The following is a 20,947-nucleotide window of genomic DNA, read 5'->3' on the forward strand; positions in this document are numbered from 1 at the left end:
TCATCGCCAGATTCGATTCCGGTCTTCCGGCTTGGGGGCGGTCTGGTCCCAGAGTCGGCGCCACCGGGGGGTGGGCGTGGGCGCGGCGGGTTCGCCGTGCCCCTGGCGGCGTCGCTCCACCGTCCACCAGGTGAGTTCGCCCTCATGGACGAGTTGTTCGACGCGGAGCTGCAGCTCAGCGGTGGCCTCCGCCAGCGAGCGTCCCCGCACGTAGATGGGGGCGCCGAAGCGGATGGACACCTTGGGCTTGGTGGTGAGCGGCAACTTGAGGATGTCCTTCAACTTGAAGGTGCCGGCGAGCCCCACCGGGATGATCGCCACATTGTGCTGGTTGGCCAGTTCCGCGGCCACGGTGCTGAAGTCGCCCACGAGCCGCCCATGCGGGGGGTCGTCCGTGAAGCTCACGACGTTGCGGCCCCGCACCAGGGCGCGGGACAGGCCGACGTTGGTGGGGCGCATCCGGGACGGCAACGCCATCCGCAGGATCTGGTAGTCCAGCACGCCCTGCTCGTTGACGGCGAACACCAGGGGCTGGCGCAGCCCGTTGAGCGTGTCGATGCCCACCAGCTCGATGTCGAAACGCAGCGACAGCAGGCTGAGCGTCACGTGACCCTGCGGCCACTGCATCCGGCTGGCCAGTTCCAGGCCGGTCCGCTCCTGCTTCGGAGCACCGGCCGGGCGACGACCGGGCACGGACTGGAAGAGCCGGATCAGGTCCGTGACGAGGGTGAGTTTCGGTTTCGGCTTGGAGCGTCGGGGCTGGGCCCAGGACGGGAGATGACGCTTCATCGCACGTCGCCCAGCGCCAGACCGGGGCCTCGTAGGAACGTGATGGCCGGCTGCCTCCCCACCGCGTCTGCGGCGATCTCGAGGGCGTCGGCGTAGGTGCTGGCGGCACGGTGGCCGAGCAGCGCGGCGCTGCGCCGGTCCGCGCCCGCCCAGATCACGTCGGACAGGTCCTGGGTGGCGGCCGCGGTGCGGTACCACTGGTGGAACGCGCGCAGCGGATGGTGGGCGAACTGCTTGCGGTACAGGTTGATGTACCAGTCGTCGCTGATCGCCCGGGGCTCGAACTCCGCCGCGATCTCAGCCGGATCGGTGCTGGCGGGCAACACCTTCGCGAAGAAGTCGGCGCCGGCCGACTGGCGGCGGTTGGAGAACTTGTTCGGCAGGGGGTGGAACGCGATGACCACTCCCCCGGGGCGCACATAGGGGCTGCCGAGGTGCGAACCGGCAGCCGTCACGAGCGCATGGTGGGCGGCGTCGAGCGGCGACCCGATGGGGCCCTCCTCGATGGCGGCGCCCCACACGGGGACGACCAGCACGTCTGCCGCGCCCTGGACCTCGACGGAGTTGCCTGCCTGCCACACCAGCGACGCATCGTGGCGCACCGCGGCGGGTTCGCCGGCCACGACATCGATGATGGCGTAGTCGGCCGACATGCGGTTGTGCACCAGGGAGGCGCCGTTGCGGGGCAGGGCGCCGATGACCTGGCGGGCCCCGGCGTAGGCCAGCTTGTCGCCGAGGTTCCATTCCCATTCACGCTTCGAGACGAAACGCATGGTGCTGCTGAGTAGGGGCTGGCCGAGGACGGCCACCAACGCGAACGCGTCGACCTTCTGCTGCACGAGCTCTTCGACGGCGGCGCGGGCCTCGTCGGTGGCGTTGGCGCCGGCCATCCGGTTGACGGTGCCGAGGTCCGTGAGGCCCTCCGACAGGGGGCAACCGGAGGAGAAGCCGGAGGCCAGCGCGATGACCACGACCAGGTCTGATTCGGCGACGCGGCGGTTGAGCCTCACGGGCCCTCCGGCAGCTTCGCCGATGGTGACCAGGTCGTCGCTGGTCACGTCGTGGCTGGTGATCAGTCCGTCGGGGAGGAAGCTGCTGGCCACGCGGTCGCCGAGGACGGCCGTGATCTGCGTGGGCGACCAGCGCTGACGCAGCCCGTTGGCGACGACGAGTTCGACGTCGTCGACACCGGCGCGCGCGGCGGTTTCCAGCACCCGCTCCACGAGGGTCCGGCGGGGGTCGAACTGGGGCCGCGGCAGCGGCAGGCCACCGTCGGCGACCACGATGGTGAGCTTGGTGTCCTCACGCAGCCGCGAGGCCAGCGCCTCCGCGTTCAGCGGTGCGGTCAGCGCAGAATCGATCAGCGCCGCCGGATCGCTCGAGGGCACCGCGTCCGCCGGGTAGACGACCCTGGTGCCGATGCCGAGCCGCTCGAGGCGGAGCTCAGCGCCGGCCGGGGCCATGATGGGCGGGGTCTTGTCGTCGACCTCGAGTACAAAACCGGGACGAGCCATCAGTGATCCTTTCCGTTCACGACATCTTCCAGCGCGGCAGCGGAGACATCTCCGGCCATTCGACGATCGACCAGCCCTTGGACCTGGCCGCCCGCATGAGGCCGATGTCGGGGCTGACTGCCACGGGGTTGCCCACGGTGCTGAGCATGGGCAGGTCGACATGGCTGTCGGCGTAACCGTAACTTGCGCCCAGATCGAAGTCGTGCAGTTTGGCATAGTGGTTGAGCCAGGCGGAGCGGGACTCGCCGACCATCGGTGGGCCGCTCAGGAATCCTGTGCAGCGACCATGCTCATCGGTGGCGAGTTCGGCCGCGACGATCCTGTCGAACAGCCCTTCGAACGGCCTGGTGAGCGGACGGACCGCACCCGTCATGAGGATGGTGGTGTGCCCAGCGTCGCGGTGCTCGCGGATGCGGCGGATGGCGTCCGGGGACATCCGGTCGAGGATCAGCGGCGCCAGTTTCTCGTCGACGTAGGCCTCGAGGGCCTCCAGGTCCGCCCCGGCGTACCGGCGGTAGATCGACCGGAGGAAGACACCGCGGTCTCTGCGTTCGGCACCCAGGTAGAGCGGCAGCTGCATGGCGATGCTGGCCATTTCGCCGAGCCGGCGCACGGGGCTGAGCTCCGGCAGCCGCGCCCAGAGGTAGGTCTCCACGACGTTGGTGGCCATGACGGTGCCGTCGAGGTCGAAGGCGGCGAGCACGGTGCCCGGCTCCGCGGGCTTCAGTTCCTTGAACGTGGCGGCCCGTGCCTGACGACGCTTGCGCACTGCTTCGAGGCGGCGGACCGGATCTGTGATGGCCGGGATGTGCACCTCCTCCATGTAGTGCGTCCAGTCGAAGGAGGCGGAATCGAAGCCGAAGCGCTCCTTGTCGTCCTCGTGCAGCGAGTGGTGCAGCGCCAGGGTGTTGTCGTCGACGAAGTGCAGCTCCGACTGGAGGTACTCGCCGTAGAGGCTGAGGTATTTGCCCAGGAAGTCCAGCGTCTTCGACGTCTTGTCGAGGCTGGCGGCCATGGCCCGGGTCCGCTTGCCACGCGGCGCGTAGCTCAGCAGCTTGTTGCCCACCTTGAGGCCCGTGTCCGCCACGCGCATGAGCTTCTCGATGGGCTCAGCCCCCGGGAAGTTCCAGGTGGACAACGGTGTGGAGCCCTGCCCGGAGGTGTACGGGTGCTTGCTGAAGTAGCTGCGCACGTGCTCGTAGATCCCGCGGAACGTCAGCGGGTTACGGGCGCCCGATGCGCCGTGGTAGTACTCCGGCTCACCGACGGTGGGCTGGGTGGCGCACACGGCCACCAGGCCGTTGACGATGAAGTCGCAGGGGATGACGTCGATCACGGCATCCGGTGAGGCGGGGAACTCCGGCACCTGGCCACGGCCGTAGGCCAGGATGAGGGGATCTGCCATCTTGAAGCCCTCGATCCAGCCCGGGTAGGGGTACCGGAGCGAGGATTCGACGATGGCGGGCCGGAAGATGGACACCTGCATGTCGTGGGTGAGGTCTGCCACGACGCGCTCCCCCATCGCCTTGGCGAAGGTGTAGACGTCGGTCCAGCCCAGTGACCGGGCCCGCTCGGTGCCGGCGGAGACGAGTTCCTTCTTGACCCATTCCAGGCGGCGGCGCTCGGTGTCCTGCGAGGTGGTGAGGTAGCCGGCCTGGCGGTGGAGGGCCTCCGCCTCCTTGCGCAGGACCGTCAGCTGCTCGGCGCTGCGGGAACGGGCCTCGATGTGCTCGGCCATGGCCAGCGCGGCGGCCGTCTCGGTCTCGTAGTCGATGGTGTGGACGTGCGCGGCTTCGGGGATGGCGCCCCGGCGACGACCGGCGGTGTACGCCGTCGAGACATGCACGTAGTGCGGCACGCGGACCAGGTTGCCGTCCGCATTCGAGCAGGCTTCACGCAGCTTGCCCAGCAGCGCCTTGGTGCCCACCACGTTGGTCATGAAGGCCTGGTCGATGGGCGGGTCGAAGGACACGTCGCCGGCGCAGTGCACCAGCACGTCGATATCGCGCGGCAGGTCCGGCACGCGGGGCAGGTCACCCTCGATCACCTGGACGCGGGCGGCCATGAGCTCGGCGACTCCACCGGCCTGCTCCACGACGTCCTTGAAGATCTTCTTCTTCAGCAGCGACACGACGCGGCTCTCCGCCGTGATCGACCCCTTGCGGCGCACCAGGACCGCCGTGGCGGTCTCCGGGCACTCAGTGAGGACCTTCCAGAGGAGTTGCTCGCCGATGAACCCGGTGACACCGGTCATGGCGATCTTCTTGCCCGCCAGGAGGTCCTTGATACGGCCCGTCAGCAGCGGGGGCACATGCCCGTGCGCGGGATCAACAGCACCGAACGTGCTGGCCGGAGGCCTAACCATCGATGGCGCCCTCTGCGACGGCGAGCGCCTCGCCGATCGTGAACCGGCCGACGTAGAGCGCGGTGCCGACGATGGCACCCTCCACGCCGCGGTCCACGTGGCGGCGCAGGGCACGCAGGTCGTCGAGCGTGGCGATCCCGCCGGAGGCGATCACCTTCTGGCCGCTGCGTTCGGCGACCTCGAGGAGGAGATCCGTGTTGGGGCCGGTCAGCATGCCGTCGGCGTTCACGTCTGTGACGACGAAGCGTTCGCAGCCTGCCGCCGTCAGGCGGTCCACCACCTCGTGCCATGGGCCACCCTCGGTGGTCCAGCCGCGGGCCGCGAGGTTCTCGCCGCGTACGTCGATGCCGATGGCGATCCTGTCGCCGTAGCGGGCGAGGATCCGCTCGCACCATTCGGGGTTCTCCAGGGCGGCGGTGCCGATGTTGACGCGACGGCAGCCGGTGGCCAGTGCGCGCTCCAGCGACTCGTCGTCACGGATACCGCCGGACATCTCGACCGACATGTCGAGCTTGCCGACGATGTCCTTCAGCAGGTCACCGTTGTTGCCACGGCCGAACGCCGCATCGAGATCCACCAGATGGAGCCATTCGGCACCGCCTTCCTGCCAGCGCAGCGCGGCCTCGAGGGGATCGCCGAATTCCTTCTGGGTGCCGGCTATGCCCTGCACCAGTTGAACGGCCTGGCCGTTCTGGACGTCGACGGCGGGCAACAGTTGAAGCTTCTCCACGACGCACAACCCTACCCGGTCAGGCCCCGGCCGGGAGACCACGCGCCGGGGCTTGGTCACCATGCCTTGTCTCCGGTGCGCACAGCGCGACGAGGCCGTCTGCGCCGTCCTGGACAGCGAGGCCCGCTCAGCCTGAGAAGGCGGCGAGCCAGTTCCCGATGAGTCGGGCGCCCGCGGCGCCCGACTTTTCGGGGTGGAACTGGGTGGACGACACGACACCGCGCTCGACAGCCGCGACGAAACTGACGTCCTCATGCTGAGCCGTGGTGACGAGGCCGTCGCCCGGTGCCGTCCGTGCGGCGTAGCTGTGCACGAAATAGAAGCGCTCCTCTGCGAGACCCTCGAAGAGGCGCGAACCCTGCGCGGCGCTGACCGTGTTCCAGCCCATGTGCGGCAGGCGGTGCGTCTCCAGGGCCGTGACCTCTCCGTCGTAGAGCCCGATGCCCTCGGCGCGGATGCCGTGCTCGTGGCCGGCGGAGAAGAGGATCTGGTGGCCGACGCAGATCCCCAGGAGGGGACGCTCGGCCGCGGCCCAGTCCCGGATAAGGTCGTCGCCGCCCACCGCCGTGAGCCCGTTCATGCAGGTGGCGAAGGCACCGACTCCCGGCACGACGAGGCCGTCCTGCCGGAGGAGTTCGGAGTGGTCCGCCGACACGACGACCTCAGCCCCCGCGTTGCGAAACGCGCGGGCGGCGGAGTGCAGGTTGCCCGAGCCGTAGTCGAGCAGGCCGACCCGGCGAATCATAGTGCACCCTTCGTGCTCGGGATGCCCTGCCGACGGGGGTCGATCTCGACGGCGTCGCGCAGCGCCCGCGCCAGGGCCTTGAACTCGGCCTCCACGATGTGGTGCGGATCCCGGCCGGCGCGCAGCGTGAGGTGCAGGCAGAGGCCGGCGTTGAGCGCCAGCGACTCGAAGAAGTGGTACGTCATGGAACCGGCATAGGGCACGCCGGAACCACCGATGCGGGCGTACACCTGGCCGTCGGGCTCCCCCTGGCAGGTGACGTACGGGCGGCCGGCCACGTCCACGACGACCTCGGCGACGGCCTCGTCGAGCGGCACGACGGCGGAGGCGTAGCGGCGGATGCCGGACTTGTCGCCCAGCGCCTCCTTCAGCGCCTGCCCGATGCAGATGGCGGTGTCCTCGATGGTGTGGTGCCCGTCGATGTGCAGGTCACCCTCCGCCTCGACGGTGAGGTCGATCAGCGAGTGCTTGGACAGCGCAGTGAGCATGTGGTCGTAGAAGCCGATGCCCGTGGAGATCTGCGAGGTGCCGCTGCCGTCCAGGTCGAGGGTGACCTTGATGGACGACTCGCTGGTGACGCGTTCGACGGTGGCGGTGCGGGTCATGGCTGCCTTTCGGGCTGGAGATCTGTGAGGGCCTCTTCGAGGGCGGCCATTTCGGCCGGGGTGCCGGCGGAGACCCGCAGGAAGCCGGCCGGGCCGGTCTCCCTGATCAGGATGCCCCTGTCCAGCAGCGACTGCCAGACCTGGTGCCGGTCAGGGAAGCGTCCGATCAGCGAGAAGTTCGCCTCCGAATCGACGACGGCGTAGCCGTGCTCGCGCGCCCAGGCCTCGAAGCCGCGGGCCTCGGCGGTCAGTTCGCGCACCCGGGCGAGGAGCTCGTCGGCGTGGGCCAGCGCCACGCGCGCCACGGCCTGGGTCTGGGCACTGAGGTGGTACGGCAGGCGCACGATCCGGCAGGCGTCCACGATGGCCGAGGCCGCAGCCAGGTAGCCCACGCGGCCTCCGGCCAGGGCGAACGCCTTGCTCATGGTGCGTGACACCACCAGACGGGGGTGCTTGTCGAGCAGCTCGAGTGCGCTGGGGCGGCTGGAGAACTCCTGGTAGGCCTCATCGGCGACCACGATGGCATCCGTGGTGGCGCACACCTCGTCGATGACCTCCAACGCGACGGTGGTACCCGTCGGGTTGTTCGGCGAGGTGATGAGGACGACGGTGGGCCGGTGCTCGGCGATGGCGCCGAGGATGAGTTCGGCGTCGAGCGTGTAGTCGTCGCGACGCGGCACCGTCACGTACTCGGTGCAGGTGTTGCGCGCGTACTCCGGGTACATGGAGTACGTGGGAGTGAAGGTGAGCACCTTGCGCCCCGGCCCGCCGAACGCGGTGAGCAGGTGGCTCATGATCTCGTTGGACCCGTTGGCCGCCCAGATCCGCTCTGCCGTCAGGCCGTGGCCCAGGTAGGCGGCGAGATCGGCCCGCAGGGCGCGCGCCTCGCGGTCCGGGTAGCGGTTGAGCGTGCCGGCGGCGTTGACGATGGCCGCCGCCATCTCCTGCCGGACAGCCGGCGACGGCGGGTAGGGGTTCTCGTTGACGTTGAGCACCACAGGCACGTCCAGCTGGGGAGCACCGTAGGGCTCCTCCCCCACCAGATCCGCACGCAGCGGGAGGTCGTCGAGCGTGATCATCGGGCCCTCCGCACCGTGATGGCCGCGGCGTGGCCCGGCAGGTCTTCGGCCAGCGCGAACTTCTCCACCCCGTCTGCGATGGCCATCAGGGCCTGCTCGGTGTAGCCGATGACGTGCACGGTGCGCATGAACGAGCGCACGTTGAGTCCCGACGAGTGGCAGGCGCAGCCCGCGGTGGGCAACACATGCGTCGAACCTGCGGAGTAGTCGCCCAGCGAGACGGGGGCGAAGTCGCCGACGAAGATGGCGCCGGCGTTGCGGATACGCGCGGCCACCGCCTCCGCGTTGGCTGTCTGGATCTCCAGGTGTTCGGCGGCGTAGGCGTCCGCCACTGCGACGGCCTGGTCGAGGTCGCGCACCAGCACGACGGCGGACTGCGGGCCAGTGAGCGCGGTGCGGATCCGCTCGTGGTGCTTCTGCACCTCAATCTGCCGGGTCACCTCCGCCCGGACGGCCTCGCCCAGCGCGGCCGAGGGTGTGATGAGCACAGACGCTGCCAACGGGTCGTGTTCGGCCTGCGAGATGAGGTCTGCGGCCACGTAGGCCGGGTTCGCGGTGTCGTCGGCCACGATGGCGATCTCCGTGGGGCCGGCCTCCGAGTCGATGCCGACGAGCCCGCGGAGCAGGCGCTTGGCCGCCACCACGTAGATGTTGCCGGGGCCGGTGATCAACGAGACGGGCTCGCACAGTCCGTCGACGCCGTGGGCGAACATGGCCACGGCCTGCGCGCCACCGACGGCGTAGACCTCTTCCACGCCGAGGATGTGGCACAGCGCCAGGATGTTGGGGTGCGGCAGCCCGCCGAAGTCCTTCTGGGGCGGCGACGCGACGGCGATCGACGGCACCCCGGCCACCTGCGCCGGAACCACGTTCATGATGACCGAGGAGGCCAGCGGAGCGAGGCCGCCCGGCACGTAGAGGCCGACGCGGCCGACGGGGATGTTGCGCAGGCCCACGCGGGCGCCGTCGGCGAGGACCGCGGGGGCCGGGTTCGAGTCGAGTTCCAGGTCCTGGGCCACCTGACGGCGCCGTTGGATGGACACGGCGAAGGCCTCGGCCAGGTCCGGGTCGAGTTCTGCGGCGGCGCGGGCCAGTTCAGCAGCCGGTACGCGGAGCGACTCCGGAATCACGCCATCGAACTTCTGGGAGTACTCGCGCAGCGCCTGCTCACCGCGGGCAGCCACGTCGTCGACGATCGGCCGCACCACCTCCACCGCGGCGTCCACGTCGAACGACCCGCGGGGCAACATGGCCCGGTAGGGCCCCTGAGCCCCGGTGAAATCAAGAATGCGCAGCACGGTAAGCCATCCTACTGCGTGGGCTCAGGCTCCTCGGACTCCTGCTCATCCCCTGGTTCCGGCCAGAACGCAGCGAGCAGCATGACAGGGGTGATCGCGGTGAAGGGGGCCACCATCAGGGCGGCCAGGGACCGCAGTTGGAGGTCCACCGCGACGACATCGCCGGCCGAGGCCGAAGCCAGCCGCTGCGCGAACCCGGTGGTGCCCACGACCAGCCCCAGCCGCCACGTCATGAGCGCGGCCGCGACTGCGGCCAGGACGGATCCAACGATCACGAGCCAACCGCGGCGGTACAGGACGAACCAGCCGACGAGGCCCACGGCGGCCCCGATGATCCCGGTGATCAGCACGAAGCTGGCGTCGGCGCCGATCATGGCGGCCTGCCCGCGTTCGGAGATCAGGGCGGTGAGGTCCTCCTGGATCTGGTACGTGGGCCGGGGCGCGGTGGCGGCCCAGAGGAGACCTCCGAGGGCGCCCACCAGCACCGAGGCGGCGACGAAGACGATCAGGCGCCACCAGCTGTTGTCCCACAGTTCGGCGAGTTGGCTGCGCCGGGTGACGACGAGGAGGCCGTCAGACATCAGCGCCCCGTCCCATGCCGACGCAGGCCGGCCCCAGGACGGCCTTCAGGTCTGCGAAGAGCGCCGACGTGAGGTTCACCCGGTAACCGTCGCCGAGGCGGAAGGTCTTGATGGTGTCGCCGGTGCGGAGGCTGAGGTGCACCTCGGCCGCGCCGGGGTACAGGGCGAGGATCTCCTTCAGGCGGTTCACCAGGCCGGGGGTGCAGCGCACCGCGGGCAGGGACAGGGCGAGCGGGCCGACGTTACCTTCGGCGCTGACGTGTGGCGTGATGATCTGCTGGGCCCGCATCCGGCCGCGGTCCTCGCCGTCCTCGGCCACGCCGCTGATGGCGATGATGGTGTCCGGCTCCAGGTACTGCGCCACCTGGTCGTAGACCCGGGGGAAGACCGTGACCTCCAGCGAGCTGGTGAGGTCCTCCACGCTGATGATGGCCCAGATGTTGCCGGCCTTGTTGACGCGGCGGGCCACCGACGTGATGAGGCCACACACCTTGGTGGGGCCGCGGTAGCCGTCCGGGGAGGCGACCGAGGAGATCGACCGCTCGGAGTTGGCCTGCAGGACGTGCTCGAGCCCGTTGAGCGGGTGGTCCGACACGTAGAGGCCCAGCATCTCGCGCTCGAAGCCGAGCTTGGTGCGGCGGTCCCACTCGTCCATCTCCGGCACCGTGTCGCGCAGCGCGGAGCTGGTGTCGTCGACCTCGGCACCGAAACCGAAGTCGAACCCGTCCTGGCCGTGTTCGGCGTTGCGCTTGAGGTCGATGACCGCGTCGACGGCGTTCTCATAGATGCTCATGAGCGCTCGGCGGGCGTGGCCCATCTCGTCGAAGGCCCCGGCCTTGATCAGCGATTCGACCACGCGCTTGTTGCAGATCAGCAGCGGCGCCTTGTCCAGGAAGTCGTGGAAGTCCGACGCGGGGCCGAGGCGCTTGCGCTCCTCCACCCAGGCGGTGACCACCTTGTCGCCGACGTTGCGGACGGCGCCCAGGCCGAAGCGGATGTGCTCGCCCACTGGCGTGAACATGACCTCGGAGGAGTTCACGTCCGGCGGCAGCACCTCGATGCCCATGCGGCGGCATTCGGCGAGGTACTGGGCGGACTTGTCCTTGTCGTCGCGCACCGACTGGAGCAGCGCCGCCATGTATTCGACGGGGTACTTCGCCTTGAGGTAGGCCGTCCAGTAGGAGATGACGCCGTAGGCCGCGGTGTGCGCCTTGTTGAAGGCGTAGTCGGAGAACGGGATCAGGATCTCCCACAGCGCCTTGATGGCACCGTCGGAGAAGCCGTTGGCCCGCATGCCCTCGGAGAACGGCACGAACTCCGCGTCGAGGACCTCCTTCTTCTTCTTGCCCATCGCGCGGCGCAGCAGGTCTGCCTTGCCCAGCGAGTAGCCGGCGACGCGCTGGGCGATCTGCTGGACCTGCTCCTGGTAGACGATCAGGCCGTAGGTGGTGGAGAGGATGTCCGCGAGTGGTTCCTCGAGCTCCGGGTGGATCGGGACGATCTCCTGCTGGCCGGTCTTGCGCAGGGCGTAGTTGGTGTGGGACTGGGCGCCCATGGGCCCGGGCCGGTACAGGGCCAGCGCCGCGGAGATGTCCTCGAAATGGTCCGGCTGCATGAGGCGCAGCAGGGTGCGCATGCCACCGCCGTCGAGCTGGAAGATGCCCAGGGTGTCGCCGCTGGCCAGCAGGTCGTAGGCGGCCTTGTCGGTCATGTCCTCGACGAGGGCGTCCAGGTCGAGGTCGAAGTCGCGGTTCAACTTGATGTTGCGCACCGCGTCGTCGAGGACGGTGAGGTTGCGCAACCCCAGGAAGTCCATCTTGATCAGTCCGAGGGACTCGCAGCCGGGGTAATCGAACTGCGTGATGATCGCACCGTCGGCCTCGCGCTTCATGAGCGGGATGATGTCGATCAGCGAATGCGAACTCATGATCACGCCCGCGGCGTGGACGCCCCACTGGCGCTTCAGCCCTTCCAGGCCCTTGGCCGTGTCGACGACGGTGCGCACGTCCGGCGACGACTGGTACAGCTCGCGGAACTCGTTGCCCTCGGCGTAGCGCTTGTGCTGCTCGTTGAACAGGTCTGCCAGCGACACGCCCTTGCCCATGACGTCTGCCGGCATGGCCTTGGTGATCTGCTCGCCGATGGCGAACGGCATGTCGAGCACGCGCGCGGAGTCCTTCACCGCGGCCTTCGCCTTGATGGAGCCGTACGTGATGATCTGGGCGACCTTGTCGTTGCCGTACTTCTCCGACACGTACTGGATGACTTCGCCGCGGCGGCGATCATCGAAGTCGATGTCGAAGTCCGGCATCGAGACGCGTTCCGGGTTCAGGAACCGCTCGAACAGGAGGCCGTGCTGCAGCGGGCAGAGATCGGTGATGCGCAGCGCGTAGGCGCAGATGGAACCTGCACCCGAGCCACGGCCGGGGCCGACCCGGATGCCGTTCTTCTTGGCCCAGTTGATGAAGTCCGCCACCACGAGGAAGTAGCCGGTGAAGCCCATGGAGGCGATGATGCTGGTCTCGAACTCGGCGCGTTCACGCACCTCCTGGGAGATGTTGCCGTGGTAGCGCGCCTGCAGGCCGCGTTCGACCTCCTTGTGGAACCAGGAGTCCTCGGTCTCGCCCTCCGGGACGGGGTACCGGGGCATGTAGGTGCCCATGCCCTCGTCGAACTTCGTCTCGATCCGCTCCGCGATGGCGAGCGTGTTGTCGCACGCCTCCGGCAGTTCCCGGAACAGCGAGCGCATCTCCTCGGCGGACTTGAGGTAGTACCCGTTGCCGTCGAACTTGAAGCGGCTGATCTCCGCCTTCCGCGAGCCGGCCGAGACGCAGAGCAGGGTGTCGTGGGCGTCTGCATCGTGGGCGTGCACGTAGTGGAGGTCGTTGGTGGCCACGAGCGGCAGCGAGAGGTCCTTCGCCAGGCGCAGCAGGTCCTTGCGGACCCTGGTCTCGATATCGAGGCCGTGGTCCATCAGTTCGACGTAGAAGTTGCCCTCCCCGAAGATGTCGCGGAACTCCGCGGCGGCGGCGCGGGCGTTGTCGTACTGCCCCAGGCGCAGGAAGGTCTGCACCTCGCCCGACGGGCACCCCGTCGTGGCCAGCAGGCCCTTGCCGTACTGGTGGAGCAGTTCCCGGTCTGCGCGCGGCTTGTAGAAGAAGCCCTCGAGGGAGCTCCTGGTGGAGAGCCTGAAGAGGTTGTGCATGCCCTCGTTGTTGGAGGCCCACATCGTCATGTGGGTGTAGGCGCCCTTCGACGCGACGTCGTCGCCGGTACCGTCGCCGAACTGCACGCGCTTGCGCTCAGAGCGGTGGGTGCGCGGCGTCAGGTAGGCCTCGAGGCCGATGATCGGCTTGACGTCGTAGTTCTTGGAGGCCTTGTAGAACTCGTAGGCACCGTAGAGATTGCCGTGGTCTGTCATGGCGAGGGCCGGCATGCCCATCTTCTCCGCGCCCTTGAACAGGTCGTGGATGCGGGCCGCGCCATCGAGCATCGAGAACTCCGTGTGGCAGTGCAGGTGAACGAAATTCTCAGCCACAGACAACCAACCTCCACTACGGACCAACGGCTCCACAGCTTACCCTGCCACCGTCGGTCCCCCTTCTGGTGACGGCCCGCCGGGTCAGCCCATCATTGCCGCGAGCACCTGGACCGCCACGATCTTGGCGATGATGCCCAGTGCGAACAGCGCCGCGTAGCCTGCCTCGACCCTGTCGTCGTTCACGCGCTCGTTCGCGAAGGCCAGGATCGCCGGCTGGCCGATGTAGCCGGCGAAACCGCCTGCTGCCCGCGGTGCCGACAGCCCCATGGTGCGGGCTCCGGCCAGGAACGCGACAGCTGAGGCGATGACCACCGCGGCCGCCAGGGCACCGGCGCGGAGACCCGTGCCGGTCAGGGCCTGCGACGCGAACATGGGGCCGGACGCCAGCCCCACCGTCGCGAGGAACAGCAGCAGCCCGAGCTGGCGGATGGTCAGGTTCACCGACAACGGGATGGACCAGAGCAGCGGGCCGGTGCGGTGCATGGCACCCAGGATCATGCCCACGACGAGCGGGCCGGCCGCGGGGCCGAGCGAGAAGTCGATCCCTCCGGGCAGCGGGACGGTGACCGCCCCCAGCAGCAGGCCCAGCACGAGGCCCAGGCCGAGCCCCAGCGCATCCACCTCTGAGACCTTGCGCTCGGAGTCGCCGAAGAAGGAGCCCATGGCGTCGAGGTCGCGTTGGGGGCCCACCGCGAGGACCCGGTCGCCCAGTTGCAGGACGAGGTCGTCGCGCGCCAGCAGGTCCGCGTCGCCGCGGCGCACCCGCGTGATCACCCCGCCGAACCGGCTGGGGAGGTTCAGTTGCGCCACCGAGTGGCCGGCCACGTGGTTCGAGGAGACGACGAAGCGGCGGAAGTCCACGGAACCGCGGTCCGTGGTGAGTTCCTGCTCCAGCCGCGTGCCGAGGAACTCCACCGCCCGGCCCACCGCGTTGGGCGCCCCCACCACGAGGACGCGGTCCCCCGGCAGCAGTTCCTCGCCGGGCGACACGACGCGGGTGCGGCCGTCGCGCACCAGGTAGCTCATCTTGATGGCCTCATCGGCCCAACCGGGCACCAGGCGCAGCGAGGAGGTGCGGTCCACCTCCACGGATTCAGCGACGATGCCCTCGGCGTTGGCGGACGGCTCGTCCTTGCGGCCCGGCCACCGCCGGTTCACCACGAGCGCGACCACGATGATGGCCAGCACCACGCCCACCGGGTAGCCCAGCGAGTAGCCGACGGCGGCTTCGGCGCTGCCGGTCGCGGCCGTCGCCGCTGCGAGGGCGGGGGTCGACGTCAGAGCACCGGCCAACACGCCCGCGATCATGCCGGGGCCTAGCCCGAAGGCGCTGCCCAGCAGGATCGCCACCACCGTCACGACGGCGATGACGCCCACCGCGAGCCCCATGAAGGGAAGTTGCCTGCGCAGGTCGGCGAAGAACGTCTCGCCGGCGGCGACGCCCACGGTGTAGACGAACAGCGCCAGCCCGAGCGTCGACACCAGGCCCAGACCCTCCCCCAGCGCCGGTTCCAGCGCGCCGAAGAACAGGCCCACGAACAGCGCCCCCGCCGCCCCGAACCGCAACGGTCCGAACGGGATCATGCCGACGGCGGCGCCGAGCGCCACCACGAGCATGATCGTCAGGAGCGGTGAGGAGGTGAGGAGGTCGAGCACACGGGTCAGGCTACTCGCCGATCACACGAGGAGTTGCCGCACCTCCGGTCCGATGGGCCTGGGCAGCTTCGACGAGCCACTCAGGTACTTGTCGACGCCCATAGCGCAGGAGCGGCCCTCGGCGATCGCCCAGACGATCAGCGACTGGCCACGGCCCGCGTCGCCACAGGCGAACACGCCCGGCACGTTCGTCGCGAAGTCCGCGTCGCGCAGGATGTTGCCGCGCGGGTCGAGCTCCAGGCCGAGTTCCTGCACCAGGCCGGTCTGCTCCGGGCCGGTGAAGCCCATGGCCAGCAGCACGAGCTGCGCGGGGATGTGGCGCTCAGTTCCCTCGACGGCCTCGAAGCGGCCGGCGTCGAAGCGCACCTCGACGATCTCCAGCCCGGCGACCCGGCCGTCGTCGTCGCCGACGAACTGCAGGGTGGAGACGGCGTACATGCGGTCGCCGCCCTCCTCGTGCGCCGACGAGACCTTGAAGGTCATCGGGTACGTGGGCCAGGGTTGACCCGCGGGCCGGACCTCCGGCGGCATCGGCATGATCTCCAACTGGGTGATGGAGCGCGCCCCCTGGCGGATGGAGGTGCCGAGGCAGTCCGCGCCGGTGTCGCCGCCGCCGATGATGACGACGTCGCGGCCCTCCGCCGTGATCTGGCCCTCGACGCTCTCGCCCAGCGCGGCCCGGTTGGCCTGCGGCAGGAACTCCATCGCCTGGTGGATGCCGCCCAGTTCGCGGCCGGGCACCGGCAGGTCGCGGGCAGCGGTGGCCCCGATGGCCAGGACCACGGCCTCGTACTGTTCGCGCAAGTCCGCGGCGCTGATGTCGACGCCGATCTCCACGCCGGTCTTGAACTGGGTCCCCTCGAGCACCATCTGCTTCAGGCGGCGGGTGACCACCGACTTCTCCAGCTTGAACTCCGGGATGCCGTAGCGCAGCAGCCCGCCGACGGCGTCTGCCCGCTCGTACACGACGACGGTGTGCCCGGCCCTGGTCAGCTGCTGCGCGGCGGCCAGTCCCGCGGGCCCGGATCCGACCACGGCTACCGTCTTGGCGGTGTGCCACTCCGGCTGCTGCGGCACGACGCGCGAGTCGTCCCACGCCTTGTCGATGATCGCGACCTCGACGTTCTTGATCGTCACGGGGTCGCGGTTGATGCCCACGACGCAGGCCGTCTCACAGGGCGCGGGGCACAGTCGGCCGGTGAACTCGGGGAAGTTGTTGGTGGCGTGCAGACGCTCCAGGGCCGGCTGCCACTCGTCGCGCCACACGAGGTCGTTCCACTCGGGGATGAGGTTGCCCAACGGGCAGCCGTTGTGGCAGAACGGGATGCCGCAGTCCATGCACCGGCCGGCCTGCTTGGTGATGATCGGCAGCAGCGCCCGTCCGGGCGTACCGGGGTACACCTCTTGCCAGTCGTGCACGCGCTCCTCGACGGGGCGGCGGGCGGCGACCTCGCGCGGGGTGGTCATGAAACCCTTGGGATCAGCCATGTGCGGCCTCCATCATCAGCTCGGTGGTCTGGTTCTCGTCGAGGCCGTCGGCCAGGGACTGCGCCTGGACGGCCATGATGCGGGCGTAGTCGCGCGGCTCCAGCTTGGTGAAGCGGCGGCCCAATTCGAAGTCGCTGAGCGCGAGCAGCCCGTCGGCCACGGCGGAGCCGGTCTCCTGGCGGTGTTCCTCCATGAGCGCGCGGATCCGGGCGAGGTCGGCGTGGCTGAGCGGGGCGGGGTCCACCAGCTCGGTGTTGAGCCGGAGCGGGTTGAGGTCGAGCACCCAGGCGACACCGCCGGACATGCCTGCGGCGAAGTTGCGCCCGGTGGGTCCGAGCACCAGCACCTCGCCGCCGGTCATGTATTCACAGCCGTGGTCGCCCACGCCCTCGACGACGGCGCTGGCCCCGGAGTTGCGCACGCAGAAGCGCTCGCCCACCCGGCCGCGCAGGAACAGCTGCCCGGACGTGGCGCCGTAGCCGATCACGTTGCCGGCGACGATCTGGTCAGCCGGGTCGAACGACACCTCCGACGGCGGGGTGACGATCAGCCGACCGCCGGACAGGCCCTTGCCGAAGTAGTCGTTGGAGTCGCCGATGAGACGCAGCGTGACCCCCCGGGGCAGGAACGCCCCGAAGCTCTGGCCACCGGTGCCGGTGAGGGTGAAGTCGATGGTGCCCGGCTCCAGGCCGATGCCTTCGGTGACCCGCGTGACGTGGTGGCCAAGCATGGTGCCCACCGTCCGGTCCACGTTGCGCACCGGCAGGGTGTGGCGCACCAGTTCCCCGTGGGTGAGGGCCGGTTCCGCCAGGCGGATCAGTTCGACATCGAGCTTGGCATCGAGGCCGTGGTCCTGCTCGACGGTGCGGTAGCGGCGGGTGCCCTCGGGGACGTCGATCTGCGCGAGGATGGGCGACAGGTCAAGGCCCTGCGTCTTCCAGTGCCCGACGGCACGGCTGACGTCGAGCAGGTCGACGCGGCCAACCGCCTCCTCAATCGAGCGCAGGCCAAGCGACGCGAGCAGTTCGCGCACCTCCTGGGCGATGAACTCGAAGAAGTTGACGACATGGTCCGGGTCGCCGTGGAACTTGCCGCGCAGTTCGGGGTTCTGCGTCGCAACGCCCACGGGGCAGGTGTCCTTGTGGCACACGCGCATCATGACGCAGCCGGACACCACCAGCGGAGCGGTGGCGAAGCCGAACTCCTCGGCGCCCAGCAGCGCGGCCACGAGCACGTCGCGGCCCGTCTTGAGCTGGCCGTCGCACTGCACGACGATGCGGTCGCGCAGGCCGTTGAGGAGCAGCGTCTGCTGCGTCTCGGCCAGGCCGAGCTCCCACGGGGCGCCGGCGTGCTTGACGGAGGTGAGCGGGGCCGCCCCGGTGCCGCCGTCGTGGCCCGAGATGAGCACGACGTCCGCCTTGGCCTTGCTGACGCCCGCCGCCACCGTGCCCACGCCGATCTCGGAGACGAGCTTCACGTGGATACGGGCCGACGGGTTGGCGCACTTCAGGTCGTGGATGAGCTGCTTGAGGTCCTCGATCGAGTAGATGTCGTGGTGCGGCGGCGGCGAGATGAGGCCGACGCCCGGCGTCGAGTGCCGCGTGCGGGCCACCCAGGGGTAGACCTTGTTGCCGGGCAGCTGGCCACCCTCGCCGGGCTTGGCGCCCTGCGCCATCTTGATCTGGATGTCGTCGGCGTAGGTGAGGTACTCGGAGGTGACGCCGAAGCGGCCGGAGGCCACCTGCTTGATGGCGGAGCGGCGCAGCGGGTCGTGCAGCCGCTCCGGGTCCTCGCCGCCCTCGCCGGTGTTGGACTTCGCGCCCAGCCGGTTCATCGCGACGGCGAGCGTCTGGTGGGCCTCCATCGAGATCGAGCCGTAGCTCATCGCGCCGGTGGAGAACCGCTTCACGATCGAACTGATCGGCTCCACCTCGTCGATGCTGATCGGCTCGGTACCGGTGAACTCCATGAGCGAGCGCAGCGTCATGATGCGTGCGGAGTTGTCGTTCACGAGCGCCGAGTACTTCTTGAACGCGTCGTAGTCGCCGGCCTGCGTCGAGTGCTGGAGGCGGAAGACCGTCTCCGGGTCGAACAGGTGGGGTTCGCCCTCGCGGCGCCACTGGTATTCGCCGCCCACCAGGAGGTCGCGGTGGGCCAGGGGGATGCCGTCGGCCGGGTAGCCCAGCTCGTGGCGGGCCATGATCTCATCGGCGACCTCGTCCAGCCCCAACCCGCCGAGGCGGCTGGTGGTGCCGGTGAAGTACCGCTCGACGACCTGCTCGCTGAGGCCGACGCACTCGAAGATCTGGGCGCCGGTGTAGGAGGCGATGGTGCTCACGCCCATCTTGCTCATCACCTTGAGCACGCCCTTGGAGAGGGCCTTGGCCACGTTGGCGATGGCCTTCTCGGGGCTGACGTCGACGTAGATCTCGCGGCGCGCGAGGTCTTCGGCCGTTTCGAAGACGAGGTAGGGGTTGACCGCCGCCGCGCCGTAGCCGAGCAGCAGCGCAACGTGGTGCACCTCGCGCACGTCTCCGGCCTCGACGACGAGCCCCACCTGGGTGCGGGTCTTCTCGCGGACGAGGTGGTGGTGCACGGCTGCGGTCAGCAGCAGCGACGGGATGGGCGCCAGCTCCGCAGTCGAATGGCGGTCCGACAGGACGATGGCGCGGGCGCCACCGCGGATGGCGGCAGACACCTCGTCGCAGATCTCCTCCAGCTTGCGGGCCAGCGCGCGGCCACCGCCGGTCACCTTGTAGAGCCCGTGCACGACGTGGGTGGCGTACCCGGGGAGGTCGCCGTCGCGGCCGAGGCGCACGATCTTGGCCAGCTGCTCCGAGTCGAGGATGGGCCGGTTCATGATGATCATGCGGGCCGCCGCAGGCACCGGCTCGAGCAGGTTCCGCTCGGGCCCGATCTTCGCCGTGAGTGAGGTGACCAGCTCCTCGCGGATCGCGTCGAGCGGCGGGTTGGTGACCTGGGCGAAGAGTTGCTTGAAGTAGTCGAAGATCAGCCGGGGCCGCTGGCTGAGCACCGCGATGGGCGCGTCGGTGCCCATCGAGCCGATCGCCTCGACGCCGGTGTTGGCCATCGGCGCGATGATCGAGCGCAGTTCCTCGTGGGAGTAGCCGAACACCTGCTGTCGGCGCGTGACGGAGGCGTGCGAGTGCACGATGTGCGCGCGGCTCGGCAACTCGTCGAGCTCGATCTTGTTGTCGGCCACCCACTGGCGGTAGGGGTGCTCGGCGGCGAGCGCACCCTTCACGTCGTCGTCGGAGACGATGGCGTGCCGGTCGAGGTCCACGAGCAGCATGCGGCCCGGCTGCAGCCGGCCCTTGCGCACCACGTCCGCGTGCGCGATGGGCAGCACGCCTGCCTCCGAGGCGAAGACGACCAGCCCGTCGCGGGTCTCCCAGTAGCGGCCGGGGCGCAGCCCGTTGCGGTCGAGGCACGCGCCGATGACGGAGCCGTCGGTGAAGGTCATACAGGCGGGACCGTCCCAGGGCTCCATGATCATGGAGTGGAACTCGTAGAACGCGCGGCGGTCCGGGTCCATCTCCGCGTGCGACTCCCAGGCCTCGGGAATCATCATGAGGACGGCGTGCGGCAGTGACCGGCCGCCCAGGTGCAGGAGTTCCAGCACCTCGTCGAAGGAGGCGGAGTCAGAGCCTTCGGGGGTGCAGATCGGGAACAGCCTGGACAGCGAGCCGGGGATCTTGTCGCTGGTGAGCAGGGCTTCGCGGGCCCGCATCCAGTTGCGGTTGCCGCGGACGGTGTTGATCTCGCCGTTGTGGGCGATCATCCGGTAGGGATGGGCCAGTTCCCAGGCCGGGAAGGTGTTGGTGGAGAAGCGCGAGTGCACCAGCGCCAGCGCCGAGGCGACCCGGTCGTCATGCAACTCGGGGAAGACTTCTTCGAGCTGGTCCGTGGTCAGCATGCCCTTGTAGACGAGCGTGCGCGATGACAGGGACGCGAAGTAGATGCCCACCTCGTGCTGCACACGACGGCGCAGGACGAACGTGAACCTGTCGAGGTCTATGCCCGACTGGTCTTCACGGCCCGCCACCACCAACTGCTCGAAGTGGGGCATCGCGCCCACGGAGATGGGCGACAACGTGTGGGTGTCGACGGGCACCTCGCGCCAGGCGAGCACGTCGAGGTCCACCTCCTCGGCGATGGCCCCGATGGCCTCCTTGGCGGCGGCACGCTCCGCCCCGTCGGTGGGAAGGAACGCCAGGCCGACGGCGTACTCCCCCGCGTCGGGCAGCTTGACGTCGAGCACGCCGCGCAGGAACGCGTCCGGCACCTGGATCAGGATGCCGGCGCCGTCGCCCGCAGCCGTGTCGGCACCGGTCGCGCCGCGGTGGTCAAGGTTCCGGAGTGCTTCCAGCCCCTTCGCGACGATGTCGTGGCGCGCCACCCCGTCGAGCTGGGCCACGAAGGCCACGCCGCACGCGTCGTGCTCGTTGACCGGATCGTAGAGGCCGACCTTCTCGCGCTGTGGGAACACACGTCTCGTCATGGCGGATCCTCCTGGATTCAGGGCGTGACACCAC

The 20,947-nt window shown here is 69.4% G+C and carries 13 protein-coding genes; all 13 read right to left on the bottom strand.

Going from position 1 to position 20,947, the window contains the following annotated elements:
- The 13 genes from ACZK4S_RS08960 to gltB all read right to left on the bottom strand — a co-directional run bounded on the left by ACZK4S_RS08960 (position 1) and on the right by gltB (position 20,913).
- On the bottom strand, positions 1–789 hold the full coding sequence (locus ACZK4S_RS08960) for a lysophospholipid acyltransferase family protein (RefSeq protein ID WP_076059010.1): 789 nt from the start codon (positions 787–789) through the stop codon (positions 1–3).
- The gene (locus ACZK4S_RS08965; RefSeq protein WP_463644021.1) at positions 786–2,303 is read right to left on the bottom strand and encodes a lactate racemase domain-containing protein; all 1,518 of its coding nucleotides are present in this window, start codon (positions 2,301–2,303) and stop codon (positions 786–788) included. Before ACZK4S_RS08965 ends, ACZK4S_RS08960 begins: the two co-directional genes overlap by 4 nt.
- Before the next feature lie 16 nt (positions 2,304–2,319).
- Positions 2,320–4,668 (bottom strand): HAD-IB family hydrolase, encoded by a 2,349-nt coding sequence (locus tag ACZK4S_RS08970; protein WP_463644022.1) that lies wholly within the window; start codon positions 4,666–4,668, stop codon positions 2,320–2,322.
- On the bottom strand, positions 4,661–5,398 hold the full coding sequence (gene priA / locus ACZK4S_RS08975; RefSeq protein ID WP_076059016.1) for a bifunctional 1-(5-phosphoribosyl)-5-((5-phosphoribosylamino)methylideneamino)imidazole-4-carboxamide isomerase/phosphoribosylanthranilate isomerase PriA: 738 nt from the start codon (positions 5,396–5,398) through the stop codon (positions 4,661–4,663). The genes ACZK4S_RS08970 and priA overlap by 8 nt, the downstream gene beginning before the upstream one ends.
- A gap of 127 nt (positions 5,399–5,525) precedes the next feature.
- Positions 5,526–6,143, bottom strand: a complete 618-nt coding sequence (gene hisH / locus ACZK4S_RS08980; protein WP_198928194.1) for an imidazole glycerol phosphate synthase subunit HisH — start codon at positions 6,141–6,143, stop codon at positions 5,526–5,528.
- A complete protein-coding gene (gene hisB, locus ACZK4S_RS08985; RefSeq protein WP_463644023.1) occupies positions 6,140–6,748 on the bottom strand; it encodes an imidazoleglycerol-phosphate dehydratase HisB in 609 nt (202 codons plus the stop codon). The genes hisH and hisB overlap by 4 nt, the downstream gene beginning before the upstream one ends.
- Positions 6,745–7,827: a histidinol-phosphate transaminase gene (locus tag ACZK4S_RS08990; RefSeq protein WP_463644024.1), complete on the bottom strand. Its 1,083-nt coding sequence runs from the start codon at positions 7,825–7,827 to the stop codon at positions 6,745–6,747. Before ACZK4S_RS08990 ends, hisB begins: the two co-directional genes overlap by 4 nt.
- Complete coding sequence (gene hisD / locus ACZK4S_RS08995; protein WP_463644025.1) at positions 7,824–9,125, bottom strand: histidinol dehydrogenase; 1,302 nt, start codon at positions 9,123–9,125, stop codon at positions 7,824–7,826. The genes ACZK4S_RS08990 and hisD overlap by 4 nt, the downstream gene beginning before the upstream one ends.
- An 11-nt stretch (positions 9,126–9,136) precedes the next feature.
- Entirely contained in the window at positions 9,137–9,706 is a 570-nt protein-coding gene (locus tag ACZK4S_RS09000; RefSeq protein WP_076059027.1) for a hypothetical protein, read from the bottom strand.
- Positions 9,699–13,199, bottom strand: coding sequence for a DNA polymerase III subunit alpha (gene dnaE / locus ACZK4S_RS09005; RefSeq protein WP_463644139.1), 3,501 nt, complete (start codon positions 13,197–13,199; stop codon positions 9,699–9,701). The genes ACZK4S_RS09000 and dnaE overlap by 8 nt, the downstream gene beginning before the upstream one ends.
- Positions 13,200–13,328: 129 nt before the next feature.
- Positions 13,329–14,912, bottom strand: coding sequence for an aspartate:alanine exchanger family transporter (locus tag ACZK4S_RS09010; protein ID WP_198928195.1), 1,584 nt, complete (start codon positions 14,910–14,912; stop codon positions 13,329–13,331).
- 12 nt (positions 14,913–14,924) lie between these two features.
- Positions 14,925–16,391 carry a glutamate synthase subunit beta gene (gene gltD / locus ACZK4S_RS09015; RefSeq protein WP_463644026.1) on the bottom strand — a complete coding sequence of 489 codons (1,467 nt, stop codon included), beginning with the start codon at positions 16,389–16,391 and terminating at the stop codon, positions 14,925–14,927.
- Positions 16,384–20,913, bottom strand: coding sequence for a glutamate synthase large subunit (gene gltB / locus ACZK4S_RS09020; protein WP_463644027.1), 4,530 nt, complete (start codon positions 20,911–20,913; stop codon positions 16,384–16,386). Before gltB ends, gltD begins: the two co-directional genes overlap by 8 nt.
- Positions 20,914–20,947: the final 34 nt, after the last annotated feature.

Source organism: Tessaracoccus zhenghani, from assembly GCF_055326325.1.